The sequence below is a fragment of the Roseivirga sp. genome (assembly GCF_049099775.1).
In the GTDB taxonomy this organism is placed as follows: domain Bacteria; phylum Bacteroidota; class Bacteroidia; order Cytophagales; family Cyclobacteriaceae; genus Roseivirga.
In genome coordinates, this window is record NZ_JAGDZM010000001.1 from 239879 (window position 1) to 265136 (window position 25258).

The 25258-nt window shown below is 38.8% G+C and carries 27 protein-coding genes; 16 read left to right on the forward strand and 11 right to left on the reverse strand.

The annotated features are described in order from the left end of the window. Positions 1 to 151 precede the first annotated feature (151 nt). Entirely contained in the window at positions 152 to 1405 is a 1254-nt protein-coding gene (locus tag JXQ92_RS01100; RefSeq protein WP_421984734.1) for a cation:proton antiporter, read from the forward strand. Here the strand turns inward: JXQ92_RS01100 and JXQ92_RS01105 are convergent. The 3 genes from JXQ92_RS01105 to JXQ92_RS01115 are packed head-to-tail and all read right to left on the reverse strand — an operon-like array spanning position 1402 to position 4617. After that, the gene (locus JXQ92_RS01105) at positions 1402 to 2628 is read right to left on the reverse strand and encodes an alanine dehydrogenase (protein ID WP_421984735.1); all 1227 of its coding nucleotides are present in this window, start codon (positions 2626 to 2628) and stop codon (positions 1402 to 1404) included. The two genes, JXQ92_RS01100 and JXQ92_RS01105, sit on opposite strands and share 4 nt — an antisense overlap. Then, positions 2621 to 3043 carry a tRNA (adenosine(37)-N6)-threonylcarbamoyltransferase complex ATPase subunit type 1 TsaE gene (tsaE, locus tag JXQ92_RS01110; RefSeq protein ID WP_421984736.1) on the reverse strand — a complete coding sequence of 141 codons (423 nt, stop codon included), beginning with the start codon at positions 3041 to 3043 and terminating at the stop codon, positions 2621 to 2623. Before tsaE ends, JXQ92_RS01105 begins: the two co-directional genes overlap by 8 nt. Before the next feature lie 11 nt (positions 3044 to 3054). Then, complete coding sequence (locus tag JXQ92_RS01115; protein ID WP_421984737.1) at positions 3055 to 4617, reverse strand: PglZ domain-containing protein; 1563 nt, start codon at positions 4615 to 4617, stop codon at positions 3055 to 3057. 50 nt (positions 4618 to 4667) lie between these two features. Here JXQ92_RS01115 and JXQ92_RS01120 point away from each other — a divergent pair, with 50 nt between their 5' ends. The 6 genes from JXQ92_RS01120 (at position 4668) to JXQ92_RS01145 (ending at position 10296) form a co-directional block, all read left to right on the forward strand. Then, complete coding sequence (locus JXQ92_RS01120) at positions 4668 to 5897, forward strand: HD domain-containing protein (RefSeq protein ID WP_421984738.1); 1230 nt, start codon at positions 4668 to 4670, stop codon at positions 5895 to 5897. A 16-nt stretch (positions 5898 to 5913) separates the two neighbouring features. Continuing rightward, on the forward strand, positions 5914 to 6936 hold the full coding sequence (gene lpxD / locus JXQ92_RS01125) for a UDP-3-O-(3-hydroxymyristoyl)glucosamine N-acyltransferase (RefSeq protein WP_421984739.1): 1023 nt from the start codon (positions 5914 to 5916) through the stop codon (positions 6934 to 6936). A 25-nt stretch (positions 6937 to 6961) separates the two neighbouring features. Continuing rightward, positions 6962 to 8350, forward strand: a complete 1389-nt coding sequence (locus tag JXQ92_RS01130) for a bifunctional UDP-3-O-[3-hydroxymyristoyl] N-acetylglucosamine deacetylase/3-hydroxyacyl-ACP dehydratase (protein WP_421984740.1) — start codon at positions 6962 to 6964, stop codon at positions 8348 to 8350. Further along, positions 8347 to 9129, forward strand: a complete 783-nt coding sequence (gene lpxA, locus JXQ92_RS01135; RefSeq protein WP_421984741.1) for an acyl-ACP--UDP-N-acetylglucosamine O-acyltransferase — start codon at positions 8347 to 8349, stop codon at positions 9127 to 9129. Before JXQ92_RS01130 ends, lpxA begins: the two co-directional genes overlap by 4 nt. Positions 9130 to 9131: 2 nt before the next feature. Further along, positions 9132 to 9749 (forward strand): ABC transporter ATP-binding protein, encoded by a 618-nt coding sequence (locus tag JXQ92_RS01140; protein ID WP_421984742.1) that lies wholly within the window; start codon positions 9132 to 9134, stop codon positions 9747 to 9749. 67 nt (positions 9750 to 9816) lie between these two features. Next, positions 9817 to 10296, forward strand: a complete 480-nt coding sequence (locus JXQ92_RS01145; RefSeq protein ID WP_421984743.1) for a lipocalin family protein — start codon at positions 9817 to 9819, stop codon at positions 10294 to 10296. A 91-nt stretch (positions 10297 to 10387) separates the two neighbouring features. Here the strand turns inward: JXQ92_RS01145 and JXQ92_RS01150 are convergent, their stop codons facing one another. Both JXQ92_RS01150 and JXQ92_RS01155 read right to left on the reverse strand, forming a co-directional pair. Further along, a complete protein-coding gene (locus tag JXQ92_RS01150; RefSeq protein WP_421984744.1) occupies positions 10388 to 12757 on the reverse strand; it encodes an endonuclease MutS2 in 2370 nt (789 codons plus the stop codon). Further along, a complete protein-coding gene (locus tag JXQ92_RS01155) occupies positions 12758 to 13114 on the reverse strand; it encodes a DUF4296 domain-containing protein (protein ID WP_421984745.1) in 357 nt (118 codons plus the stop codon). It abuts the gene before it with no gap. 153 nt (positions 13115 to 13267) lie between these two features. Between JXQ92_RS01155 and JXQ92_RS01160 the strand changes: the two genes are divergently transcribed. Genes JXQ92_RS01160 through JXQ92_RS01170 form a run of 3 tightly spaced genes read left to right on the forward strand, consistent with a single transcriptional unit; the run spans position 13268 to position 16074 of the window. Next, positions 13268 to 14146: a DUF58 domain-containing protein gene (locus JXQ92_RS01160; protein ID WP_421984746.1), complete on the forward strand. Its 879-nt coding sequence runs from the start codon at positions 13268 to 13270 to the stop codon at positions 14144 to 14146. Further along, a complete protein-coding gene (locus JXQ92_RS01165; RefSeq protein ID WP_421984747.1) occupies positions 14139 to 15032 on the forward strand; it encodes a hypothetical protein in 894 nt (297 codons plus the stop codon). Before JXQ92_RS01160 ends, JXQ92_RS01165 begins: the two co-directional genes overlap by 8 nt. Continuing rightward, complete coding sequence (locus tag JXQ92_RS01170) at positions 15025 to 16074, forward strand: vWA domain-containing protein (protein WP_421984748.1); 1050 nt, start codon at positions 15025 to 15027, stop codon at positions 16072 to 16074. The genes JXQ92_RS01165 and JXQ92_RS01170 overlap by 8 nt, the downstream gene beginning before the upstream one ends. On the opposite strand, the gene JXQ92_RS01175 is transcribed toward JXQ92_RS01170, so the two are convergent. Genes JXQ92_RS01175 through JXQ92_RS01185 form a run of 3 tightly spaced genes read right to left on the reverse strand, consistent with a single transcriptional unit; the run spans position 16071 to position 18908 of the window. Next, positions 16071 to 16667, reverse strand: coding sequence for a DUF6992 family protein (locus tag JXQ92_RS01175; RefSeq protein ID WP_421984749.1), 597 nt, complete (start codon positions 16665 to 16667; stop codon positions 16071 to 16073). The two genes, JXQ92_RS01170 and JXQ92_RS01175, sit on opposite strands and share 4 nt — an antisense overlap. A gap of 54 nt (positions 16668 to 16721) precedes the next feature. Then, positions 16722 to 17357 carry a LysE family translocator gene (locus JXQ92_RS01180; protein ID WP_421984750.1) on the reverse strand — a complete coding sequence of 212 codons (636 nt, stop codon included), beginning with the start codon at positions 17355 to 17357 and terminating at the stop codon, positions 16722 to 16724. 6 nt (positions 17358 to 17363) lie between these two features. Next, positions 17364 to 18908 (reverse strand): GH3 family domain-containing protein, encoded by a 1545-nt coding sequence (locus tag JXQ92_RS01185; protein WP_421984751.1) that lies wholly within the window; start codon positions 18906 to 18908, stop codon positions 17364 to 17366. A gap of 117 nt (positions 18909 to 19025) precedes the next feature. Between JXQ92_RS01185 and JXQ92_RS01190 the strand changes: the two genes are divergently transcribed. Both JXQ92_RS01190 and JXQ92_RS01195 read left to right on the forward strand, forming a co-directional pair. Then, the gene (locus JXQ92_RS01190; RefSeq protein ID WP_421984752.1) at positions 19026 to 19703 is read left to right on the forward strand and encodes a YggS family pyridoxal phosphate-dependent enzyme; all 678 of its coding nucleotides are present in this window, start codon (positions 19026 to 19028) and stop codon (positions 19701 to 19703) included. A gap of 10 nt (positions 19704 to 19713) precedes the next feature. Beyond that, positions 19714 to 20091 carry a DUF423 domain-containing protein gene (locus tag JXQ92_RS01195; RefSeq protein WP_421984753.1) on the forward strand — a complete coding sequence of 126 codons (378 nt, stop codon included), beginning with the start codon at positions 19714 to 19716 and terminating at the stop codon, positions 20089 to 20091. An 8-nt stretch (positions 20092 to 20099) separates the two neighbouring features. On the opposite strand, the gene JXQ92_RS01200 is transcribed toward JXQ92_RS01195, so the two are convergent. Both JXQ92_RS01200 and JXQ92_RS01205 read right to left on the reverse strand, forming a co-directional pair. Next, positions 20100 to 21500 (reverse strand): ATP-dependent DNA helicase, encoded by a 1401-nt coding sequence (locus tag JXQ92_RS01200; RefSeq protein WP_421984754.1) that lies wholly within the window; start codon positions 21498 to 21500, stop codon positions 20100 to 20102. Between the two features lie 5 nt (positions 21501 to 21505). Next, positions 21506 to 22012, reverse strand: a complete 507-nt coding sequence (locus tag JXQ92_RS01205) for a PaaI family thioesterase (protein ID WP_421984755.1) — start codon at positions 22010 to 22012, stop codon at positions 21506 to 21508. On the opposite strand from JXQ92_RS01205, the gene JXQ92_RS01210 reads away from it, so the two are divergent. The 4 genes from JXQ92_RS01210 to coaD all read left to right on the forward strand — a co-directional run bounded on the left by JXQ92_RS01210 (position 22011) and on the right by coaD (position 24503). Beyond that, a complete protein-coding gene (locus JXQ92_RS01210; RefSeq protein ID WP_421984756.1) occupies positions 22011 to 22502 on the forward strand; it encodes an NUDIX domain-containing protein in 492 nt (163 codons plus the stop codon). The genes JXQ92_RS01205 and JXQ92_RS01210 overlap by 2 nt on opposite strands. Before the next feature lie 78 nt (positions 22503 to 22580). Then, positions 22581 to 23156 (forward strand): hypothetical protein, encoded by a 576-nt coding sequence (locus JXQ92_RS01215; RefSeq protein WP_421984757.1) that lies wholly within the window; start codon positions 22581 to 22583, stop codon positions 23154 to 23156. A 6-nt stretch (positions 23157 to 23162) separates the two neighbouring features. Next, complete coding sequence (locus tag JXQ92_RS01220; RefSeq protein WP_421984758.1) at positions 23163 to 24026, forward strand: DUF3822 family protein; 864 nt, start codon at positions 23163 to 23165, stop codon at positions 24024 to 24026. Positions 24027 to 24047: 21 nt separating this feature from the next. Further along, positions 24048 to 24503: a pantetheine-phosphate adenylyltransferase gene (gene coaD, locus JXQ92_RS01225; protein ID WP_421984759.1), complete on the forward strand. Its 456-nt coding sequence runs from the start codon at positions 24048 to 24050 to the stop codon at positions 24501 to 24503. Here coaD and JXQ92_RS01230 read toward each other — a convergent pair. After that, positions 24491 to 25174 carry an NUDIX hydrolase gene (locus JXQ92_RS01230; protein ID WP_421984760.1) on the reverse strand — a complete coding sequence of 228 codons (684 nt, stop codon included), beginning with the start codon at positions 25172 to 25174 and terminating at the stop codon, positions 24491 to 24493. The genes coaD and JXQ92_RS01230 overlap by 13 nt on opposite strands. Positions 25175 to 25258: the final 84 nt, after the last annotated feature.

Below are 25258 nucleotides of genomic sequence, written 5' to 3' on the forward strand. Positions count from 1 at the left end.
CTTACCGGCAATGATTGGGGTCTTTTATTGGTTTTCTCATATGTTATCAAAACCTGTACAACAAGAAAAAATATTGGTCAACTATACTTTGAAAGACACTCTAAGTTTTTGATTATCAAATTCTTCAAACTGGTTTACTTACATTTAGCATATGGAGAACTCTATTTTTCAATCTCTAACAATCATTATAGGGATAGCAGCCTTTTTCAGCTACATCAACCATAAGTTTCTAAAATTACCCATGACCATCGGTTTGATGATTCTCTCCTTAGTGTTCGCCGGAATAATGATCATTATTGGGCAATTCAATAAAGAGGTGATGATGGAAACCTGTGAGGTGGTTACCACATTAGACTTTCGACTGCTTTTAATGGATGTAATGCTAAGTTTCTTGCTGTTTGCTGGAGCACTCCATGTCAATGCTAAACTCTTAAAAAAGGAAAGAGCCTCTGTAATTACTTTTGCCACCTTAGGTGTCATCATATCTACATTCATTATTGGCTTTCTTACCCAATGGATTTTAGGTTTCATGGGTTTTAACATACCATTGACTTATGCGCTCTTATTCGGCGCCCTTATCTCTCCTACTGATCCAATTGCAGTTTTAGCCATTCTAAAATCGGCTAAAGCACCAAAAAGTTTAGAGACCAAAATTTCAGGTGAATCTCTTTTTAATGATGGCGTTGGGGTGGTTGTTTTCTTAAGCATTCTGATGGTGCATGAAAATGGGTTTGCCAACTTCGAAATTAGTGAGACGATCCAACTTCTGGCTGAAGAAGCATTAGGAGGAATCGTTTTCGGTGGTGTACTAGGCTATTGTGGGTATCTAATTCTAAAATCAATTGAAGATGCACCAAGAATTGAGGTTTTAATTACAATTGCCATTACAACTGGTGGTTATGGAATTGCTTCTTTGATTCATGTTTCTGGACCTATCGCTATGGTTGTAGCAGGATTAATTGTCGGGAATAAACTTATTGCTGTTAAAAATGCCAGCGAATCTTCGAATCAAGTATCGGAGTTTTGGGAAATGCTTGACGAGATTTTAAATGCCGTGCTTTTTGTACTTATTGGTCTTGAAATAATTGCGCTACCGAATAATACAAATTACATCCTTGCCGCATTGATCATTATTCCTGCGGTACTATTAGCAAGGCTTGTCTCTGTTGCTATTCCAATTGGTGTAATGAAACATGATGATATTAGTAAATCGAAAACCATCTCCATGCTTACTTGGGGAGGTTTAAGAGGTGGGATTTCCATCGCATTAGCCCTTTCCTTACCTCCTTCCGAATACCGAGATTTGATTATTTTGATTACTTACGGCGTGGTCATTTTCTCTATCCTTTTTCAAGGCTTAAGTATTGGGAAATTCGTAAAGAAATTGGGCTTAAATCAGGCTTAGAATCTTGCCGCCGTTAGCAGGCTTAAGTCTTTAAATGGTAGGTTAAATTTTTTGGCTATCTCAAGGTTTGTAGTACAACCCTTATATCCATATATCCCCTTGCTGAACCAAGAGTAATGGTATATCATTTCGTTGATTCCACCATTATCGGCCATTTTCAATAAAACTGATGTAAGAATATTGCTTAAAGCAGATGTAGCTGTTCTAGCTGCTCTAGAGGCAATGTTCGGCACACAGTAATGAATAACATCGTATTTGGTAAATGTCGGTAAATCATGAGAAGTAATTTCGGAGGTTTCAATGCATCCGCCTTGATCAATTGATACATCTAGAATAACTGCTCCAGGTTTCATCGTAGCAACCATTTCTTCGGTGACAACGCATCTAGCCTTTCCCTTTTCAGCTCTTAATGCACCAATTACTACATCGGCCGACTTTAAAGATTGACTTAATGCCAGTGTGTCTATAGCAGATGTAAAGGCCTGATTTCCCAACTTGTGCTTTATCCTACGGAGCTTATAAATCTCATTGTCAAAGATTCTTACTTCTGCACCTAATCCTATGGCAGCTCTAGCGGCATACTCTGCCACAGTGCCCGCGCCTAGTATGACTACTCTAGTGGGTGGGACACCAGTTATTCCACCTAGTATTATTCCTCTGCCCCCGCCGATACTGCTTAAGTATTCAGCCGCTATTGGGATAACCAGACTTCCCGCCAGCTCACTCATTGCGTTAACTATTGGCAGCCCATGGGCCTTATCTTCCAAAAGCTCATAACCGAGTGCCGTAATCTTCTTTTTATTCAAAGCCTCGAAATACGCTGTACTTGCATTGCCAGTTTGAATTGCTGAAAACACCGTGGTTCCAGTCTTCATAATACCCAACTCTTCCATAGTAGCAGGTTCCACCTTTACTATAACATCGGCTTCGAAGGCTTCTTTTTTAGAATAGATAATTTGAGCTCCATTTTCTGAATACTCTGTATCGGGGAAATACGCATGCCTACCGGCACCTGCTTCCACCTGAATTTGATGCCCATTGGCCACTAAAATACCAACGGCAGCAGGTGTTAAGCTCACACGATTCTCTTGTAAAGAAACTTCTTTCGGAATAGAGATTTGGAGTGATTTATTACCAGAATTAACCTTTAGTAATTTCTCCTCAGGGTATAGGCTACTTTCTTTAGCCAACTTTGCAAATCCCGACGTTCCTTTCTCAGTCATGCTTACTTAGTTTGTAGTTTCGTTTTTCACCGCCCAAATCTTCAATCGCTATTTTAACGAACTTTTCAGGTAGATACTCACCAATTCTTTCTGCCCATTCAATCAGGCACAGATTACCGGAATAAAAATACTCTTCCATTCCTATGGCCAAGGCCTCCTCCGGAGTTTCTAGTCTGTAAAAATCGAAGTGGTAAATTGATTCACCTGCCTCGGTCAAATACTCATTCACTATTGAAAAAGTTGGGCTATTCACCGTGTCCTGAACGCCCATTACCTTACCAATAGCTTTTGACAAAGTAGTTTTTCCGGCACCCATTTGGCCATCTAAAACCAAAATCTTCTCCTCCCCTGCAAAGTCGATCAGCGTTTTAGCTACTTCAAGCAAATCTGATAAAGAATCGGCTTTTAAGTTCATTAAACTCAGCTTTACGACCTTTTCGAATTTAGCGAAATAATCGGAATAATCATTTCTTCCATGGAGATACCACCGTGCTGAAATGTATCTCTATAGTACTTTACATAGTGGTTATAATTATTTGGATAGGCAAAAAAAGTATCATCCGTAGCAAACACATAAGAGGTAGATACATTTTGCTTAGGTAAGTGAAGATTCTCTGGTTTTGTGGCCTCAAAAATTCCATTATTGCCTTTATAGCCCAGGTTTTTACCTTGCTTATAGCGCAAGTTAGTGTTCACATTTCTGTCGCCTGCTATCTTAAATGGTTTCTTAACACGATACGTTCCGTGGTCTGTTGTAATCATAACGCGTAATCCCTTTTCGCTGATCATTCTTAGTAAATCGAAAAGTGGTGAATGCTGAAACCATGATCTTGTAAGTGATCGATAAGCTGACTCATCTGAGGCCAATTCCTTTATCATCCGGATATCGGTTCTTGCATGTGATAGCATATCTACAAAGTTATACACCACTACATTGAGTTCATTTTGCAATAAGTTGGCAAAATTGTCATTCAGCTGTTTTCCTTGGTTGGCATGAATTATTTTGTTGTAACTGTACCGCTTATTAATATTATTTTTAGTCAGCTGCCTTTTAATGAAGGCACTTTCATTGTTGTTTTTACCATCCTCGCTGTCGTCATCGCCCACCCATAAATCAGGATGTTTCTTCGACATTTCTAGTGGCAGTTCTCCAGAAAAAATCGAGTTACGGGCGTAAGCCGTCGTTGTAGGTAAAATCGAATAATAGGCATCTTCTTCCTCGATATTAAAATATGGAGCGATATCTTCTTCAATAATTTTCCATTGATCAAACCTCAGGTTGTCAATCACGATAAAGAAAAAAGGATCGTCATTGAGCAGCGGAAACACCTTTTTCTTCATTATCTGATGCGACAATAAAGGCCTATCTGCATTCGGATCGTTAAGCCATCCCTCGTACTCATCGGCAATGAATCTGCTGAAATTTGAATTAGCCTCTACTTTTTGCATATCCAGCACCTCTTGCATGCTCTTGTTTTCTGTCTGATCAATTTCGAGTTCCCAATAAACCAACTTCTTATATATCTCAGTCCATTCTTTATGATCCATGCGGTCATTCATTTCCATACTTATCGTTCGGAAATCCTGTTGATACTGCATGTTGGTTTTTTCACTGACCAATCTTCGGTTATCAAGAATCCTCTTTACCGAAATTAGAATTTGATTGGGATTTAATGGCTTGATTAAATAATCAGCGATTTTAGATCCAATGGCCTCCTCCATTATATGTTCCTCCTCGTTCTTGGTAATCATCACTACAGGGAGTGAGGGGCGTCTATTCTTAATATAGCTGAGCGTTTCAAGGCCTGTCATACCGGGCATATTCTCATCAAGAAAAACAACGTCAAAGTGAGTGTCCTCCACGGCATCGATGGCATCGGCGCCGCTAGTCACAGGCCTAATGTCGTAACCTCTGTCTTGTAGAAAAAGTATGTGCGGTTTGAGCAGATCTATCTCATCGTCGGCCCATAAAATGTTATATCTTTGCATAGATAGGATTTGGCAATAGGCTCGAATTTAAAGCATTTAAAGGATAAAGTTTGAACAAAAAAAAGATAATCAATGATCCGGTATACGGATTCATTACTATCCATAGTGAGCTCATCTTCGATATCATCGATCACCCCTACTTCCAGCGGCTTCGAAGAATCAAACAACTCGGCCTTACCGAGCTTGTCTATCCTGGTGCTCATCATACCCGTTTTCATCATGCGATTGGTGCCATGCACCTGATGAAAGAGACTTTAGAAAACTTAAGAACAAAGGGTATTGAAATTACTGATGAAGAGTTTGAAAGCACTTTAGTAGCCATACTCTTGCATGATATTGGCCATGGCCCATTTTCCCATGCGCTTGAAACCACCCTCTTAACTGGCATTGCTCATGAGTGGATTTCTCATGAAACCATAGCAAGGCTTAACCATGAATTAGATGGGAAACTGGAAATGAGCTTATCCATTTTTCTAGGTACATACCCAAAGCAATTTCTAACGCAGCTTGTCTCTAGCCAGCTAGATATAGATCGTTTAGATTATTTAAAACGTGATAGTTTCTTTACGGGAGTTTCTGAAGGAACAATCGGTGCAGAACGCATTATAAAAATGCTGAATGTGAAAGACGATCAGCTTGTGGTGGAAGAAAAAGGGATTTACAGTATAGAAAACTTCCTAAGTGCACGCCGACTCATGTACTGGCAAGTGTATTTGCACAAAACCAGCGTGAGTTCAGAAAAGATGCTCATCAGCATCATCGAGCGTGCAAAGTATCTTACCCAAAAGGGAAAAGGTCTTTTCTCAACTAAGGCACTCAAATTGTTTCTCGCTAATGATTATGAAAAGGAAGACTTTGTTGAGAGACCAGAAATATTAGAAACCTTTCTTAACCTGGATGATTACGATATATGGGGAGCCATAAAAGTCTGGAGTGAGCACTATGATTCGATACTTTCTAGGCTTTGTAATATGCTGCTAAAACGGGATCTCTTCAAAATAGAGATCACGCAAGAACCTGCTTCCGAGGAAGAAATAGCACATATGGAAGAGGAAATAATTAAAGCCTACGGGGTTAGTTCGAAGGGTGCCAAACACTTCTACTCTACCGGAAAACTTACAAATAACGCTTACCTGTCCAACGATAAAAAAATCATGATCTTATCGAAGTCGGACGAAGTAAGAGACGTTGTAGAAGCGGCGGATTTACCAAACATAAAGGCCATGAGCAAAATAGTACGCAAGTATTATCGATGCTGGCCAAAAGACATATCTTTGTGACTCTCACATTTTAAGCATGGAAATATCAATTGAACAAGTGGCCCAATTAATAGGCGGTACAGTTGACGGTGACGCGACCGGAAATGTAGATCGCTTAGAGAAAATAGAAGAAGCCACTGCTGGCAGTATCGCTTTTTTAGCCAATCCGAAATACACCCCTTATTTATATACCACTCAGGCGAGTGCTGTGATAGTAAAGAAAGATTTCGAAGCTGAAAAGGAATATACAACTTCACTTATTCGTGTAGATGATCCTTATTCTAGTTTCGCTCGGCTTTTAGAGGCTTATCAGCAAATGACAGCGGTGGTCAAAAAAGGAATTGAACAGCCATCTTTTCAAAGTGATTCTGCCACCATTGGCGATGACACCTATTTAGGGGCCTTTTCCTATTTAGGGGAAAATGTAAAAATTGGAAACAACGTTCAAATATATCCAAATAGCCACATTGGTGATGGCGTTGAAATTGGTGACAATACCATCATTTTTGCTGGTGTGAAAGTATATGCCAATTGTAAAATTGGTGCTAACTGCATTTTACATTCAGGCGCTGTTGTAGGTAGTTATGGCTTTGGCTATGCTCCTCAAGAGGATGGTTCTTTCAAGGCAATTCCTCAAACGGGTAATGTAATCATCGAAGACAACGTAGACATTGGCGCCAACACAACGATTGACTGTGCTACTATGGGCTCAACGATTATTCGTTCTGGTGCAAAATTAGATAATCTTGTTCAAGTTGCCCACAACGTTGAAATTGGAAAAAATAATGCCATTGCTTCGCAGGCTGGAATTTCCGGTAGTGCCAAGCTTGGCCAAAACGTTCAAGTGGGTGGTCAAGCTGGTATCACAGGGCATTTGACCTTAGCTGACAAAACAATTATTGGTCCTCAGGCCGGCGTTCCAAAAACAATTACTGAAGAAGGAAAGGTTTGGTTTGGCTCTCCAATTATGGAGCACCGAGAATTTTTAAAGTCCAGTATTATTTTAAGAAAACTACCTAACCTGATCCAACGCGTTAAGGATCTGGAAAAAAAGTTATAAATTCGCGGAATTTTCGCACAAATAGATGAAAACGAAGCAGCATACAATTCAGGAAAAAGTTACGGTCTCCGGCGTTGGTTTACACACTGGTGTAACGGCGAATATGACCTTTGTTCCAGCACCTGCAAATCATGGAATTAAGTTTCAAAGGATAGATTTACCCGGACAGCCTGTCGTAGATGCGGATGTTGATTATGTGGTGGATTTATCTAGGGGAACGACCATAGAACATAATGGTGCGAGAATCAATACAGTAGAGCATACGCTAGCTGCCCTTGTTGGTCTTGAAATAGACAACGTCATGATTCAAATCGATGGTCCAGAACCTCCGATCTTGGACGGTAGCTCTATGATGTTCATTGAAGCACTCGAAGAAGTGGGTGTTGAAGAACAAAACGCGCTAAGAAATTTTCTGGAAATCAACGAGAGTATCATCTTCAAAGATGAAGATAGAGATGTTGAAATTGCTGCTTTGCCGTTGGACGATTTTCGTGTCACCGTAATGGTTGATTATAATTCTCCAGTTTTAGGTAGCCAGCATGCTTCTTTAACTAGTATCGCTGATTTCAAAAAAGACATTGCCTCAAGTAGAACATTCTGTTTTCTCCATGAACTAGAAATGTTGTATAAAAACAATCTGATCAAAGGCGGAGATTTAAATAACGCGATTGTAGTTGTAGACCGTGTAGTTCAAGATGAAGAGTTAGAATATTTGGCAGGCTTATTCAACAAAGAAAAGGTTGAAGTAAAGAAAGAAGGTATTCTCAACAATGTTGAATTAAGACATAAAAATGAGCCGGCTAGGCATAAACTTTTAGATGTTGTAGGTGACTTAGCCTTGGTTGGCAGACCAATTAAAGCACAAATATTAGCTGCCAGACCTGGACATGCTGCCAATGTAGCTTTTGCTAAAAAACTGAAAAAAGCCATGCTTGATTCGAAGTCTAATGTTCCACATTACGACCCAAACATTGAGCCTGTAATGGATATAAACCAGATCAGTCAAATACTGCCGCATCGTTATCCGTTCTTGTTGATTGATAAGATTGTACATCTTGATGATCACATGGTGGCGGGCATTAAAAATGTGACTATGAATGAGCCTTTCTTTCAAGGACATTTCCCTGGCAACCCTGTAATGCCTGGAGTACTTCAGGTGGAAGCTATGGCACAAATAGGCGGCATTTTGGTACTGAATACTGTACCAGATCCTGAAAATTATACGCCTTATTTCTTAGGAATCGATAGATGTAAATTCAGAAAGATGGTAATTCCGGGAGATACCATTAAATTCAAATGTGAACTCACTTCTCCAATCAAAAGAGGAATTGCTCAAATGAAAGGATTTGCATACGTAGGTAATACTTTAGTTTGCGAAGCATCAATGACAGCTAGAATTGTAAAAAACCCATGAACCAGCCATTAGCTTATATTCACCCTGAAGCAAAGATTGCAAGAAACGTTGTAATTGAACCTTTTGCCTCAATTAGTAAAAACGTTGTAATCGAAGAAGGCACATGGATAGGCTCTAACGTGACCATCATGGAAGGTGCACGAATTGGAAAAAATGTTAAGATTTTTCCTGGTGCTGTAGTTTCTGCTATTCCCCAAGACAAAAAATTCGGCGGCGAAGACACTACCTTAGAAATTGGTGACAATACCGTAATAAGAGAGTGTGTTACGCTAAATAGAGGCACTGACGCTACTAATAAAACCGTTATTGGAAAAGATACTTTGATCATGGCCTACACGCATGTAGCTCACGATTGTGTGGTTGGAGACAACTGTATTTTGGTAAATGCAGTACAACTCGCAGGTCATGTAAATATTGAAGATTGGGCAATTATAGGTGGTGCAGCAGCTATTCATCAGTTTGTAAATATTGGAGCTCACACCATGGTTTCTGGTGGTTCGCTTGTAAGAAAAGATGTTCCACCCTTTACTAAAGTAGGTAGAGAGCCGTTGAGTTATGCAGGGATCAATTCTGTTGGGCTTCGTCGACGAGGTTTCTCTAATGATAAGATCACTGAGATTCAAGAAATTTATAGATACATTTTTCTTCGTGGTTTCAACAACTCTAAGGCACTCGATTTGGTTGAATTAGAAATGCAACCAACAAAAGAGCGCGATGAAATCATTAACTTCTTCAGGGGTTCTGATAGAGGTGTAATGAAAGGCTACAATGCACGATAAGCATGAAGATTGAGGTTAAAAATCTGGGCAAGAAATTCAATAAAGAATGGATTTTCCGGCACCTCAATACAGAATTTAATGAAAACGAATCCTACGCGATTACCGGCGGTAATGGAAGCGGAAAATCCACTTTCATACAAACCATAATAGGGTTCATTCCTTCAAATGAGGGCTCCATTGTTTTTACAAATAATGAAATTGAAATACCGGAAGACCGTGTTTTTCAACATCTTGATATCATTACACCATACTTAGAACTTATTGAAGAATTTACGCTTGAAGAATTTTTAGCGTTTCATTTTAAGTTTAAGTCGTTAGAAGAAGGGTTGACAATAGATGACTTTATCGAAAAGGTTTATTTAGGGTCAGATAAGAAGAAACAAATCAAGAATTACTCTTCTGGAATGAAGCAACGGCTAAAATTAGGGCTAGGTTTTTTCTCTCAGAGTAAAGTTTGCTTGCTCGATGAGCCCACTACAAACCTTGATGAGTTTGGCATAGCTTGGTACTTAGAAAATGTTAAGTCATTGCTGGGTAAGAAACTTTTGATCATAAGTTCTAACCAGAAAAAGGAATATGAATTTTGTGACAAAGTCCTACACATTGCAGATTACAAATGACATTGATGGTGACTAGCGTGTGAATATTAGATTTTATAACTATTATTGGTAGCTCAATTGAAAAGAAATGATTCGAACAAAACATTACATACTTAGCCTGTTATTTATCGCATCTTTTAGCCTTGTGTCTTGTGGCGGCGGCGGAGATGATACTCCAGATTTAACGCCCGAGGAACAACGTCTAGTTGACCTTGTTGGCACAACAGGAAGTACCTGGGAGGCATCATCGATTACTTTTGACGGTGCTCCTGCAGAAGGATTCGATAATTTCAGCTTTACATTAAGAGGAACAGCTACTAGCAAGTCTTACACTAGTATTGATGGTGATCCACTTTTTCAAGCAAGTGGTACTTGGGATTTCAATGGCGACAATTTGAATGAGTTGATTTTCGATGGTAATACTAACAATGTGTTCACTTTGAGCAATCTTAACACTACCGCTACTCCAAACACACTAAGACTTACTGTAGATTTTACTACACCAGCTGGTGGTGCTGCTTTTGGAACAGATGGTCTCTACGTACTAAGCCTAGTAGAAGCTCAGTAACACAAGGATTTTAAAATATTAAGCCTTTCTGCAAAACAGGAAGGCTTTTTTATATCCTTTCATTTAATTCTCAAGAGTATTTGCTCGGCGACTATTTCAAATGAACTACCGTTATTCCAGCGCCACCGCGTTCGACGTGTTCATCTTTAAGACTACTGATTTGCTTAAATGAACTCAAGTGATTTCGAGCCACCTGTCTTAATACACCATTACCTTTTCCATGAAGTATTTGTAATTCCTTTTCGTCAAGCAGAATGGCTTCATCTAACCACTGATCTAAAATTGAAATGACTTCTTCAGCGCGCTTGCCTCTTATATCCAATTTTGTAGAGAAATTGGCGCGCTTTGCCGTATAGTCAAAACCTGAATAAGATGTTTGCTGTCCTTGTTTCTTATAGGCCTTTCGACTGACTTTTTCTAAACGATTAAGCTTTACAAATGATGTTAAGGCTCCCATTTTAAGCTCTGCGTCTTTCCCTTTTATAGCGGCAACTTGACCAACAGTATCTTGGCCGATAACCTGAACATAATCACCAACTTCTATAGCGCCTTTCAGCTCAGTTTTAAAGGTTTCTTCTTTTACCCTATTACTATCCTTAATCCGTTCAAGCTTTTCACGCTGCGCTTTAACAACTTTTTTATCGGCTTCTTTTTCCTTAATTACGCGTATCGCCTTTTCTATTTCTTTGTTGGCTCCTGTAACAATAGATTGCGCTTCTTTTTTAGCGGCATTTAGCACCTTTTTCTCTTGTCTTTCAAGGTGAGCTTTTAAGTCTCTATACTGTTCTGTCAGTTCTTCTAATTCGGTTTCTCTTACTTTCAATCGATCTGCTGCCCTATCTACTTCTTGTTTCTGAGACTGAAGTTCTCCAAGCATCTTATCTACCGATACTTGTTTTACGCCGACTTTCCTTTTCGCTTGCTCAATTGTTGATTTCGGCAAACCAATTTTAGTGGCAATTTCTAAGGCAAAAGAACTTCCTGGCTTACCGACTTCTAGCTCATAAAGTGGTTGTAAATTAGCGATGTCATAGCGCATGGCACCATTGGCTAATCCATTATTCTTATCGGCATAATCTTTTAGGTTACCGTAATGCGTTGTAATCACACCCATACACTTAGCGGCATTCAGTTCCATTAAAATAGCCTCTGCTATGGCTCCGCCATATTGCGGTTCTGTACCGGTACCAAACTCATCTATCAGGAAGAGACTCTTCTTGTTGACATGACTTAACAAGTTTTTCATGTTGATGAGATGAGAACTATAAGTACTCAAATCATTCTCGATAGACTGTTCATCTCCAATGTCTATAAACAAGTCTTTAAACACCGAAAACTCTGAACTTTCATCTACGGATACCAAAAGGCCGCATTGAAACATATACTGCAACAGCCCGACGGTTTTCAGACAAACACTTTTACCGCCAGCGTTCGGACCAGATATAATAACAATGCGTTCTTCAGAGTTTAACCCCATGGTTAATGGTACCACCGGCTTGTTCAGCGCTCTGTGCTTTTCTAAAAGCAACGGATGTCTCGCTTTTTCCCATTCAAAACCTCTCTGTTCAGACCATTTAGGTTTACAGGCTTGAATACTGATTGCATAACGGGCCTTAGCCCTTATAAAATCAATCAAACCCAAAAACTTCATTATCCCTTGAAGACTTTCGATCTCTGGTCTTAATAGATCGGTAAGTTCTGTCAATATTCTTATGACCTCCCTTTGTTCAGCATATTCTAGTTCCTGAACTTCGTTGTTTATCTCAAATACCTCATTAGGTTCTAGGTAAACAGTTTGTCCCGTAGCAGATTCTCCATGAACCAAACCTTTAATTCTCCTCTTATGCTCTACATAGAGTGGAATTACCATTCTGCCATTTCGAATCGTAATGGAAAGGTCATCCGGCGTATAGCCTTCCTTCTTGGAGTGAGAGATAATACGATCTAAAGATCCTCTCAATCGTTGACGTAATGAGGCAATAGCCTTTCTTAGTTGATAAAGTTTATCACTGGCATTATCCCTGAGCTTTCCGCGTTCATCAAAAACTTTGTCAATTGACCAGAGTAAGTTTTCGTTGAAATAAACTGGGTGGGTTAATTCTGAGAGGACTGAATAATCGTCTCTATTTTCTCTGAAAAAATCCAAACACCTGTTGAGTGTTTTAAGGGTAAGCACTATATCGAAAAACTCTTCTTCGGCAAGATGCGAGTTTTCAACTTTGGCCTTGGTAAAATAAGGCGATATGTCTATGTAGTTTGAATTAGGAAATAATTCGCCGCTCTCTATAATTTTAACAAACTCATTAGTTTGAGCGAGCCATTTATCAATGTGGTTTCTATCAGACGAGAATTTTATCTTTTGCACAAACTCATGCCCCAAATTGCTCTCACAAGCCGCCTGAAGACTGATTCTGATTTTATCGAAACCTAATTTTGATTCTAAATTTTGTGGATATAGCATTTAATTCGTGCTCCGTCGCCCAGTGGTGAGATATTGCTGCCTCACTTTTAAACTATCGATTACCACTGAGGTAATCTCCATAAACTTCTCCGGTCGGAGTAAGTAATAATTATAACTCTTTTGGTAGATGGCTGTATCAACTTGTGCTTTTTCGAAGATTCTTTGCTCAAGGGCTTTGAAAAGAATAGCTGAAGAGTCTTTATTAATGGTAATTGAAGCCACCATACCTTCCGCTTCTCGAATGTCTATCAAGAGAGAAATCATCTCTGTTTCATCCAAAATATCAGCAGGCTTTTGCTCTTTTTCCCCGCAGGAAAAAACAACGAATACAACCACATATAAAAAAACCTTTTTCACCTCAGTACGTCCAAGTTAATTTCGACAACGTCTTTTCTTCTAACGAGATGTAAAAGTAAAAGATATGACGGAGGAAAACCCCAAGAATTAACCAAAATTAAGAAGCAAAGCCCTTTTCAGAACTCAAATAAGTCATATTTTTGACTCTTTATTATGGAGCATATTATTTCCAAACTTCGGAAGTACGAAATACAAATTCGAAAAGCCATTAATTCGCGCATGCAGGGTGATTTTCACTCTATATTCAAAGGCTCGGGTATGGAATTTGATGGCGTTCGTGAATACCAGTATGGTGACGATACGCGAAGTATAGATTGGAATGTATCTGCAAAAGGCCATGGTACCTTCGTAAAAACCTTCAAAGAAGAAAAGGAACAAACCGTATTTTTCTTATTGGATGTAAGTGCTTCACAAGAAATTGGTAACCCGGGAGCTCAAAAAGTAGATATCGGTAAAGAAATTACTGGCGTACTAACGCTTGCCGCTATTAAGCAGCAAAATCGTGTTGGCCTTTTAACTTTTTCAGATCAGAAGGAGAAGTATATGAAATCTGGTAAGGGGCCCAAACATGGGTACTCCATTATTCATGAGCTTTACAATCATACGCCAAAATCTACTCGCACAAATATTGATGAAGGCTTAAAAAAAGGCCTTGAAATCATTCATAAGAAAAGTGTTATAATAGTTATTTCCGATTTCATCGATGAAGGATACGAACAGAGTTTGCGCTTAATGGCCAAAAGACATGATGTTGTTGTCATACATTTGAAAGACGATCGGGAAACGCATTTACCGAACTTGGGTATTGTTCCTGTTTATGACAAAGAGAGTCGTAAAACGGTATGGGTAAATACATCATCTAAAGACTTTAGAAATAAGCTCGAAAAGACTTACACTGCCAACAAAGGTGAGTTAGAAAAATATTGCAAAAAACACCAGATCAACTATTTAGAGATTAACACAAAGGACAATTACGTTCCTCAATTGATTAAGCTCTTTATGATCAGGAATAAAACTATGAAACGTGATTAGAAAGTTTTTTGGCCTCTTTATAGTTGCTGTTATTTCTGTTGGTATTGCGCAAGGGCAAGACAATAAACCAATAGGGTATTTCCTGAAGGATAGCGTTAAAATAGGAGAAACTGTCTCTTATTCCTTGAGCTACAAGGACAGAAAAAACAGGAAACTTATTTTCCCAGATTCACTTTTCGACTTTGCGCCATTTGAGCTTTTAGGCAAAGACTATTTTGATACACAGTCTGATTCTATTAACAGTATAGATAGTGCCGTTTATCGCCTCGCCACTTTTGAAATTGATACGGTACAGCGTTTAAGCTTACCGGTATTTCTTGATACTGGATCGGATAGCCTTGAATTGTTTAGCGACATAGATTCAATCATTCTGGATCAGGTAGTGACAATTATGCCCGATTCTGTGAGCATGGCGGAAACTTCAGCTTACCAACCCATTTCCTTGGAGTTTAACTACCCTTATTGGTTGGTTGGGTTAACAATTGCTGGTTTTCTAACCTTGGTGATTTTGGTTTTATGGGGTAAAGAATTGAAAAAGCGCATTAAGCTATATCGCTTATCGAAACAGTTAGCCAAGTTTAAAGAGGAATTCGATTTAGAAATAGAACAGCTCAATGCGGATACTTCTAAATTAAAAATAGAGTCCGTTTTAAAGTTCTGGAAAGGCTATATGGAAAAACTAGAACGAATTCCTTACACAAAACTCACTACTAAAGAGCTTGTAGAAATTCAGGAAAATGGTTCGTTAGAAGAGACATTAAAGTCCATAGACAAAAATATTTATAGCCCAATAGAAGTAACGGCTTTACAAAACGATTTTGAGTTTTTGAAGGACTACTCGGAAGATAGGTACAATCACGTAACGGAGGGAATCAAGAATGCTTGACGAAACGCTTTATAAATGGTACTCATTGGAGTGGTTCACTCCTACTGCTTTTAAATCATTCGATTGGGAGTTCTTCTTTGTGCTCTATGCCATTCCTTTGGTATTGCTTCTATTTATTATGAAATGGTTAATTGGAAGCAAAATCAAACAAAAGCTTCCAGTTGCTTTACCGAAAAAGGAGCTTTCTAGGCATTGGACAAGTTATTTGAGATTTATCCCCAATGCGCTCATTGCCCTTTCGCTCATCTTACTTTTAGTGGCACTAGCTCGCCCTCAAAGAACTAATGAGCAGGTAGAACAATGGTCTGAAGGTATAGACATCGCTTTGGTAATAGATATATCTGAATCGATGCAAATCGAGGATTTTAAGCCTAACAGACTAGAAGCCGCAAAACGTACTGCAAGAACTTTTATTGAAGGCCGTCAGCAAGACCGTATTGGATTAGTCATCTTCTCTGGTGATGCTTATTCATTATCGCCGCTCACTACGGATTATGAACTGCTTTATAAGTTTATTGAAGAAGAAATTGACTTCAATAAGATAGAAAATAGAGGTACTGCTATCGGTAGTGCCATTGCCGTGGGCACTAACAGAATGAGAGAATCTGATGCGGCTTCTAAAGTGATGATTCTACTTTCTGATGGTGATAATACTGCAGGTAATATTGACCCGATTACGGCTGCCGAATTAGCCGCAGCTTATGATATTAAAATATACACCATAGGAATTGGCAAAGAGGGTAAAGTACCTTTTGGAAAAGATTTTTTTGGTAGACCTAATTATGTTGAGAATACGCTTGATGAAACTACACTAAGAGAGATCGCTAAAATTGGTGCTGGTCAGTTTTATCGTGTTTCTGATAACGAAGCACTTAAAAACGTATTTGGTTTAATCGATGAGTACGAAAAGGCTGAGATAAAGGAAACTCGATATAAAAATACGACCGATTTCTACTCCATCTATTTAAGCTGGGGTATTGTATTCTTTATCCTTTATCTGCTCTCTAAGAGCACCTTTATCAGCAATATTCTCGAAGATTAGAACTTAAACACCAAGCCTATACTTTCGGGTGTAATGGATACTTTATCAAGGATATTCGTCAACCCTTTACTTTTAGATTGGAGCGCTAAATAGAGTACTGCATCAAAGGCAAGTAAAAACCCTCCTTGTAGAATTAAAGATTTACCATAACCACGAAGTATATCTTGTTTCTTGGGCCTATTCTTTGCCATTTCTCGCATTAAATAACCACCGGTTATATAGGCTACATCTAGTGCGGCATTCATCAATAATATCTTACTCATTTGATGAAATTCTGCAGTTGTTTCCGCTAAAGACAATGACGATGGATCGGTAATTAATGAATGCCTTAAACCAGGCACTGCTAAAGCCACATTCACCACATTCCAAAAAATATTCATTCGATAAAAATGAGCCTGCTCATTGGAAGATGGATTTCGTAAAAGCGCTCCATTTGTAGCCATATTACCCAGTGCCCATCCACCTAATACAATCATACCGATTTTATTAACGTGAAGCCTTTCCGTGTTGAAGTGAGTCAGTTCGTTGGTTTGCGCAACAGCATCGATAGTAAAAAGAACGAAAATGGAGATAACGAGTAGATACTTCTTCATGATAGCTTTTTCTATGGAAGGATAACTCCTAAGCCCACAAAGAGTTTAAAATCACTAAATCAAATGGATATCATAACCTTCGAGCACAAAGTTGAACAGCTTCAAACTGAATACAATTAGCGCTAGACCCACTACGCGATTCATAATTTTCATGAACCGCGGGGTCACAATCTGACTCAGTTTCACTGCAAAATGAGCTTTAAGAACATCTACTGAAAAGACTGTGGCAATAACGACTATAAAGAAGTAAATAGCCTGTGTGGTATTATAAGCCATATCCAGCGTAACCTTGCTCATGATACCAATCCAAAAAATCAGTACGAAAGGATTAATACCATTTAATGCAAAGCCTTTCACAATCTGCTGAAACCATTTGGTTTCTTCTGCATGAAGCTGTTTTAGCCCTTTGGTTGGTATTGGTTTAAAGAGATATATAAAACCAAACACTATCATGATGGTACCGCCTATACCGCCAAGCCACATGTTAAATGAGGGGTTTTCTACGAACTGAGAAATACCCAAATATGTAATGACTATATAGATACTATCGCTAAGCGCGATACCTACAGCCATGAATAACCCGGAGAAAAATCCCTTTTCAATAGAATTTTGAATGAGTGCAAAGAAAACCGGACCGATTAGCACGCACAAAAGCAATCCATAAAGTAAGCCGTTAATTATGATGTCCATGCCCCTTTATGCTCGCTCCTTCACGAAGTTTATCCAACTTTCCAACTTCTCTTTCTTCAATACCCGTGGAAACTTGGTTTGACCACCTTCTTTACCTTCTGACTTCAACCAATCATAGAATACTTCAGTTGGTAGTACATCTAAAATGACATTCTTCAGTGCATGCTGACGCTCTACCTCATAATCATCATTCAATTCCTTTAAACAAGTATCTATTCTTTTCAACAAGGCGTCTTTATCTACCTGATCATCCGTTCCTATATACCAATGATGCGCAAATAATTTACCATCTGGCACACCAGCTACTGTAAACTCTTTGATACCGATATTAAACTCTGTAGAAGCCATTTCAACGGCTCTGTTCATATTATCTACTGATAAATGCTCACCGCAAAGGCTTAAGAAGTGTTTCGTTCTACCGGTAATAATTATCTCTGAATTCCTCTTATTCAAAAACTGAATAGTATCGCCAATCATATAGCGCCATGCTCCAGAACAAGTGGAAATTAATAGCGCATAATCTTTTCCTTCTTCAACCTGATCGATCATTAATGTTTCAGGGTTCTCAACGATCTGTCCGTCTTCATCAAAGTTCTTCTCATTGAATGGAACAAACTCATGAAAAATACCACCATTCAGTACAAGTCGCATGGCTCGCTTATCTGGTGCATCTTGGAACGCGACAAACCCTTCGGAGGCTAAATAAGTTTCTATGTAGTGAATAGGCCTTCCTAAAAGTTTATCGAAACTCTTTTTATAAGGATCAAAAGCAACACCTCCATGAACAAACGCTTCAAGGTTGGGCCAAATATCATGGATACTGTTCAAACCATATCGCTCAATAATCCTTTCTATGAGAATCGTCATCCAAGCAGGCACGCCGACAATCATGCCGATATTCCACTTTGGTGCCGACTCTACAATTTCATCAAGTTTGGTTTCCCAGTCTTTATGCTTTTTAATCTTTGGCGTAGGTCTAGAAAAGCCTTGAATCCAAACAGGCAATTGGCCAGTGGTAATCCCACTCAAGTCGCCGTAATAGTAATTTCCAGAAAAATTTAGTGCGGTGCTTCCGCCAAGCATTAACATGCCAGACTGAAAAAACTTATCAGGCAGATCGTATTTAGATAAGGTATAGATATGTCTGGTGCCCGTTTTTCGGATTTGCCGAGTCATATCTTTGGTAACAGGGATATATTTAGATGCGGCACCAGATGTACCAGAACTAAGTGCAAAAAATTTAGTTTTGCCTGGCCAGCTCACATCTGCTTCACCATCGCGCATTTTTCGCCACCAACCATCGTTCATCTTGTCATAATCAGATACCGGAATATTAGTTTTGAATTGCTCAAAGAAATCGTGTGGTCCTGCACTTCTGAATTGCTCTAATACGCTGTGAAAATCATATTCACGACCAAATTCAGTGTTACGCGCACTGATCAGCAACTTGGAAAGCTCCTTTTTCTGTAAATCATATGGTGAGGTATAATCTTGCTCCAATGTTTCGCGAAGCTTAATACCTTTCTTTAAAATAGATCCTATTATAGGCATTCCTTATTCTCTTCTATAGAAAATGACAGTAGACAGCGGACAAAATATACTAACTTTGAGCCATCGAATAATTGTTCAAAGATAGTATAAATCTAAACTCGACCGTATTCCCAAGCCATGGCAATTGCAGAGAACATTAAAAGCTTTCAAGAATCGCTTGCCCTTACTAATACTAAGCTTATTGCTGTGAGTAAGACTAAACCAAATGAGGATTTGTTACAGGCCTATGAAGCCGGGCAAAGACATTTTGGCGAAAATAAAGTTCAAGAGCTCACACATAAATCAGAAACACTTCCTAAAGACATTAAATGGCACATGATTGGCCATCTTCAGCGAAACAAGGTAAAATACATTGCACCCTTTATTCACCTTATTCACGCAGTAGACAGCCCTCGACTTTTGAAGGAAATCAATAAGCAAGCGCTTAAAAATGATCGTGTTATTAATTGTTTGCTTCAAGTCCATATTGCTCAAGAAGAAACTAAGTTCGGCTTCGACGAAAGAGAATTGAATGAATTTTTGAAGGGTCAAGAGATTTCAACGCTTGAAAACATAAATATTATTGGCTTAATGGGCATGGCAACTAACACTTCTGATAACCAACAGGTAGATGCTGAATTCAAACATTTGAAAGGCCTTTTCACAAAGATTAATACGGAAATATCTTTACCGAATGTCAACCTGGAAGAGTTGTCTATGGGTATGACGAGTGACTACCCGATAGCTTGTGAAAATGGAAGTACTATGGTAAGAATTGGAAGTGCTATCTTCGGATCTAGAAATTATCAACAATAGGTTTAGGTTTATGACTGCAAAAACTGTTTTAGTAATAGGAGGAATATTAGGCGCATTATCCGTGGGAATAGGTGCCTTTGGTGCGCATGGACTTGAGGCAACGCTATCGGCTAATGGTAGACTAGAAACTTTTGAAACTGGTGTGAAATACCAATTCTACCACACCTTTGCTTTAATTCTATTAGGCATTATTATGCTGAACATCCAAAGCAATTACTTCAATTACGCAAGCATATGCTTCATTATTGGTATTGCCATTTTCAGTGGCTCACTTTACACTTTGAGTTTGACTAATATGACATGGCTGGGTGCAATTACTCCTATCGGGGGATTGTCGCTGATTCTGGGTTGGGTGTTTCTTGTTCTGGGAGTCTATAAAAACGCCTAGCGGTATTCTTAATAAAAACGTGGATGGAAATTCACCAGAAATAGTTCTTTAGTTGCCCTGGTAACGGCAGTATACAGCCAACGGATATATTCATGGTCAACCATTTCTTCGGTTAAATATCCTTGGTCTACAAAAACGGCATCCCATTGCCCCCCTTGTGATTTATGACAAGTCAAGGCATATGAAAATTTTACTTGCAAGGCATTGAGGTAAGGATTTTTCTTAATGGCTTTCATCCTTTCCGTTTTGGTCGGCAGATCTTGATATTCCTCTGTTATTTCGTCGTAAAGCCTTTTATAGGCAGTGTCATTGAGCGAGGCTTCGGGCGAATAAATAGTGTCTAAAATCACCTTCGCTTCAAATGGTTCTTGATTGGGATAGTCTAAAAGTTGCAAGCGCAATTCGACAAATCTTAGTCCGTAATAATCTTCGAATCGAATAATTTTCAATACTTCTACAAAATCACCATTCGCCAAAAAACCTGCTGGCGATCCTTCGGGGAGAAAGTGGTAGTTATTTCGTACGATCATCAGGTGGTCACCAGCTTCAAGCTCATCTTCTCGGAACTGAATGGCACGACGAATGTATTGATTGTATTGAACCGCATTTTTGTTGCTTCGGCATATGATAACAGCGTTTTCTGTACCATACTTGTCATATGCATACCTAAGACCATCTTCGAGGCGTTCTGCCGTCATCTTAAAAGTATCTTTGAAGCGCGAAGTGGCTAATTTTATTACAGCTTTTTCCTCTAAAAGCTGATTACGAAGCTTTGTAGCATTAAATAAAATTCCAGATTCTTGTTCTTGACGCATGACTTCCTTGAGCTCCAATGCGTTGATATCAACACCAAAAGATTGGGTAAGGAAATCTCTTTCAAGTGCCGGACTTTCTAACGAACCGACTGGCGGCAACTGCGCAACGTCACCGATTAATAGTAAGCGATTCCCTTGCTGAGAAAATACATAATCTATTAAGTCGGTTAATAATCCTTTGCGACCATAATCTGATTTATCTGAGATCATTGAGGCCTCATCAACTATAAAAAGGGTGTTTTTATGGTAGTTATTCTGTCTTTTGAAGACTAAACCTCCTCCCGGCTCCGCGGTTTGTTGGAATACTTTTTTATGAATGGTGAAAGCCGTTCTGTTGGTGTAGCCGGCCATTACTTTTGCAGCCCTACCAGTTGGTGCCATCAGCACATACTTATAGTCAAAGAAAGGGAGCATCTTAACTATAGCACCAACTACTGTTGTTTTTCCAGTTCCAGCATAGCCGCGTAATACCAAAGTGGGCTTATTCAGCTTTTGGTTCAGCAAGAAATCGTCGAATAAATGGAATAGCTCTTTTTGACCGCTAGTGGGTTCGAATGGAAACTTACTGACTAATATTTCTGAAGGTTTTGCCAAATTTTCTAAGCCTCTCTTCTCGACATGTCTTCTGGAAAAATTGTAACCATACTTGTTGTCGCTTTTGCAATTAAAGTCTTTTTATCTCCATCGACAGACCAAACTTCTGCTTCACAAAAACTCATTTTTTTTCCTTGTTTCACGACCCAACCTTTGGCGAAAAGTTTTTGACCCTTGCCTGGTGCAAAGTATGAGATTTTGATTTCACCAGTCACAACATGCTGATCTTCTTTTACAACGGTGCATGCGGCAAATCCTGCTACTATATCTGCCAGAGTAGCGGTGACTCCACCATGCACTAAGCCTGTTTGCTGTTGATGTTCAAGTCCTAAGGTTAGCCAACCTTCAGTTTTACCCTCACTGATTTCAGTTAATTCGAAACCAATGAGTTTCATGAAGTGCTGTCGTTCTAAAAACTTTTCAATTCTTGCCTTGAATTGAGGATTAAATACCTTTACCATATTAGTAATTTGTACAAATATATCTACTAGCTCGAAGCCCTCCCTATTCATGACAGATTTAGATGATAAGATTTCCAAAATCTACGGTGAAAAGCTCCGAATAAGAGTTTCTGGTGTATGTATTAAGGATGAAAAGATACTTTTAGTTCATCACAAATCTTTGGGAGAAACAGGGTCGCTTTGGGCTCCACCGGGCGGTGGCATGGAGTATGGCGAAAGTGCGGAAGAGGCTTTAAAAAGAGAGTATAAAGAGGAAACTGGATTATCTATAGAAGTAGATCGTTTTCTTTTTGTGCATGAATACCTAGCCCCACCACTGCATGGCATTGAGCTCTTCTTTTTAGTCCGCTCAAATAATGACACTATAATTATTGGTGAAGATCCAGAAATGGATAAAAATAATCAGATCATCACAAGTGTTGGATTCCACGACTTGAAGGCCCTTCAAAGCCAAAAAATGAAGAGTTTACACTATGTATTACAGCATGTGGATAGTGTCGAACGACTTATTAATCTAAAAGGTTATTTCAAATTTCATTAATTATCCATAAACTAGCGCTTCAATTCATTGTGGGATTACCTAAATAATTAGTTAACTTAGCAAAAATCGACCTCTAAAATGAACCTTACTAAAATACTGACACTAGTTTTCTTCTTACTCGCCTTGCTAGTGGGCTACTTCTTGTATGATGGTATCAATAAGACCATAGAAGAAGCAAAAGAGATTGAAAGAGTTGAAAACATGGTGAAAGCCAGGCTTTCTCAAATTCGTGACGTACAGATCGTTTACCAAAGTGTTTTTGGCGACTATGCTGACACTTGGGAAAAACTTATCTCTTTCGCAGACACTGGAAAAATTTACTTAATCCAAAGAAGAGAGGTAATTACACAACTTCCTTATAACCAAGAAAAATCAGAGTTCTTCTATGATACTTTGGGTTCTGTAGGTGTTAAAGATTCTCTTTTCTCATCTAATTTTGATGTGACTTCTTTACCTGAACTACCACATGCTGAAGGCAAGTTCTTCTCGCTTTATGCAAAGGATTCAATTCGATCTGGTGTAAGTGTAGATTATATTGAAGTGGTGGATACTTACCCTTTTGATAGATCTAGAAAAGACGATTCTGAAATTGATAACCGTAGACCGCTTAGGTTCGGTTCTAGAACTGACATTACAACATCAGGTAACTGGTAGGCTAAGGTGCGTTCAACAAACACGCAAGAAATAATATCTATAAAAGACGAAAGACTGGATATTGACCGTATTGGTCAGTATCGTCTTTCGTTTTTTATTTCTCAGAGCGCCTGTGAAATATCGATCTTTGATATTCAAAAGAAGCAGCTACTGCTTTTTGAATATCGAGCATTCGATGAACAGGGAAGCACTATTGATAATCTTCAGGCTATCTACGACGACCATATATTAGTGGCCGCAGGGTTCTGGAAAGAAATTCATGTTTATTTCCGCAACAAGCAATTCTCGCTAATACCATTTCCAGTATTTGATAAGAAATTATTATCAGCTTATGTGAGGTTGAATGAACCGACTGATCCAAATGAGGATGATTATCATTTCAAGATTCTAGACGATCTAGGCATGACCGTCGCTTTTGGGTATCCTGCCGAAATTAGAGAATGGTTCAAAAAGAGTTATCCGCGCGCTGCCCTATACTTTAACCATCAGAGCGTTGCTTATTTAAACGGAATTAAGAACCAATTAAAGACTAAAGCCACAAATAGTCTGTACATGTCGCTTAATTCTAGTGGTGTTCAGATAGCAGGTTTTAATTTAAGCCGCTTAGCCATTTACAACCAGTTTGCTTTTAGCGATGCTAACCATCTGGTGAAACTGGCCTTGCTCACCGCTAAACAATTTAGTGATGCAGGACAATCAATTCCATTATTGATTCATGGCACTCAAGATCTTGTTGAGACTTATATGCCTACTTTAAAGAAGTATTTCAGTAATGTAGAATTAGGTCAGAGGCCTTCTGGACTAATGATACATCCGGTTTTCAATGAATTGGAGACATATGAGTACTTTGACGTGTTCTCTAACCTTTAATTTATTCATTAGATTTACTTTATGAAGAGGATTGCTGTATTCCCAGGTTCATTCGACCCTTTTACAAAAGGGCATGAAGATATTGTAAGAAGAGGCTTGAAGCTTTTTGATGAAATTGTTATAGCCATTGGTTACAACAGTAAAAAAGCAAACCGCTACTTCGATATAAAATTCATGGAGGAAAAAATCAATGAAACCTTCAAAGAGACCGAAGGCGTTTCGGTGCTCGTGTATAATGAATTAACAGCACAGATTTCTGATAAGCTTGGGGCTAGCCACATTCTAAGGGGTCTAAGAAATACAACCGACTTTGAATATGAGAACAGCATTTCTCAAGTGAATAGAGACTTAAACAAAGAGCTTGAAACGGTTTTTTTGATAACTTCTCCGGAATTAGCAGCGCTCAATTCTTCCATTATTAGGGAAGTTCACCGATATGGTGGAGAAGTTGAGAAGTATCTTCCTTACGACTTATGAAGTACCAGCTTCTTTAGAAACTTATCATAAACATGCTGGATAGATTGAAACGCGTTGTACTTGGCTACATCAATTTCTTTCTTATTCATCCAACGAACTTCATCAATTCCTTCGTCTAACTGAGGTTTCATTTTGCTATCGTCCAAACATTCCATTTGGTACCAAACCGTCTTTTTTAAGATGCTCTTCTGCCCTTTCGTGTAAGTATGCCAAGTGGTACAAACCTTGTCTAAAACGGAGACCGAAACATTACATTCCTCTTCCACTTCTCGTTTTGCACCTTGCTTAAAAGATTCATCCCCTTCAATTTTTCCTTTCGGTAAATCCCATTTTCCAAGTCGATGAATCATCAATACTTCGCCATCTCTATAAACCACACCACCACCAGCCTTGATAATCTTGAATTTACTTTTGATGTATTCAATGGTTTCATCATAATAAGCCGTTACCACGGTAACAGATTCTAAACCTTTGATTTTCTTGTTGTGAAGAATGAATAAGATACTTTTTATGGCGTTTCGATCGGCATTTCGAATAAGCATGTTGCCACGAAATTTCCTTTCGTTTATCAACAGGTCTTCCTCTTGAATAACTTCATCAAAAAAGGTTTTGTCCTTTATTTGATCTGGCCTCTTAATTCTGAGCGGGGTATCCTTTATATATATCCTCATGGAGAGAATGAATTCTTTGTCAATATGGAAAAAAAATCTCTAACTAGCTGAAACTATATGATGTCATTTCAGAAAAAAAATCTA

Excerpts from the sequence above, each read along its gene's own strand:
- JXQ92_RS01100 (WP_421984734.1), top strand. The coding sequence starts at position 152 with ATGGAGAACTCTATTTTTCAATCTCTAACAATCATTATAGGGATAGCA.
- JXQ92_RS01105 (WP_421984735.1), bottom strand. The coding sequence starts at position 2,628 with ATGACTGAGAAAGGAACGTCGGGATTTGCAAAGTTGGCTAAAGAAAGT.
- tsaE (WP_421984736.1), bottom strand. The coding sequence starts at position 3,043 with ATGAACTTAAAAGCCGATTCTTTATCAGATTTGCTTGAAGTAGCTAAA.
- JXQ92_RS01115 (WP_421984737.1), bottom strand. The coding sequence starts at position 4,617 with ATGCAAAGATATAACATTTTATGGGCCGACGATGAGATAGATCTGCTC.
- lpxD (WP_421984739.1), top strand. The coding sequence starts at position 5,914 with ATGGAAATATCAATTGAACAAGTGGCCCAATTAATAGGCGGTACAGTT.
- JXQ92_RS01130 (WP_421984740.1), top strand. The coding sequence starts at position 6,962 with ATGAAAACGAAGCAGCATACAATTCAGGAAAAAGTTACGGTCTCCGGC.
- lpxA (WP_421984741.1), top strand. The coding sequence starts at position 8,347 with ATGAACCAGCCATTAGCTTATATTCACCCTGAAGCAAAGATTGCAAGA.
- JXQ92_RS01140 (WP_421984742.1), top strand. The coding sequence starts at position 9,132 with ATGAAGATTGAGGTTAAAAATCTGGGCAAGAAATTCAATAAAGAATGG.
- JXQ92_RS01145 (WP_421984743.1), top strand. The coding sequence starts at position 9,817 with ATGATTCGAACAAAACATTACATACTTAGCCTGTTATTTATCGCATCT.
- JXQ92_RS01150 (WP_421984744.1), bottom strand. The coding sequence starts at position 12,757 with ATGCTATATCCACAAAATTTAGAATCAAAATTAGGTTTCGATAAAATC.
- JXQ92_RS01160 (WP_421984746.1), top strand. The coding sequence starts at position 13,268 with ATGGAGCATATTATTTCCAAACTTCGGAAGTACGAAATACAAATTCGA.
- JXQ92_RS01170 (WP_421984748.1), top strand. The coding sequence starts at position 15,025 with ATGCTTGACGAAACGCTTTATAAATGGTACTCATTGGAGTGGTTCACT.
- JXQ92_RS01175 (WP_421984749.1), bottom strand. The coding sequence starts at position 16,667 with ATGAAGAAGTATCTACTCGTTATCTCCATTTTCGTTCTTTTTACTATC.
- JXQ92_RS01180 (WP_421984750.1), bottom strand. The coding sequence starts at position 17,357 with ATGGACATCATAATTAACGGCTTACTTTATGGATTGCTTTTGTGCGTG.
- JXQ92_RS01185 (WP_421984751.1), bottom strand. The coding sequence starts at position 18,908 with ATGCCTATAATAGGATCTATTTTAAAGAAAGGTATTAAGCTTCGCGAA.
- JXQ92_RS01190 (WP_421984752.1), top strand. The coding sequence starts at position 19,026 with ATGGCAATTGCAGAGAACATTAAAAGCTTTCAAGAATCGCTTGCCCTT.
- JXQ92_RS01195 (WP_421984753.1), top strand. The coding sequence starts at position 19,714 with ATGACTGCAAAAACTGTTTTAGTAATAGGAGGAATATTAGGCGCATTA.
- JXQ92_RS01210 (WP_421984756.1), top strand. The coding sequence starts at position 22,011 with ATGACAGATTTAGATGATAAGATTTCCAAAATCTACGGTGAAAAGCTC.
- JXQ92_RS01205 (WP_421984755.1), bottom strand. The coding sequence starts at position 22,012 with ATGAATAGGGAGGGCTTCGAGCTAGTAGATATATTTGTACAAATTACT.
- JXQ92_RS01215 (WP_421984757.1), top strand. The coding sequence starts at position 22,581 with ATGAACCTTACTAAAATACTGACACTAGTTTTCTTCTTACTCGCCTTG.
- coaD (WP_421984759.1), top strand. The coding sequence starts at position 24,048 with ATGAAGAGGATTGCTGTATTCCCAGGTTCATTCGACCCTTTTACAAAA.
- JXQ92_RS01230 (WP_421984760.1), bottom strand. The coding sequence starts at position 25,174 with ATGAGGATATATATAAAGGATACCCCGCTCAGAATTAAGAGGCCAGAT.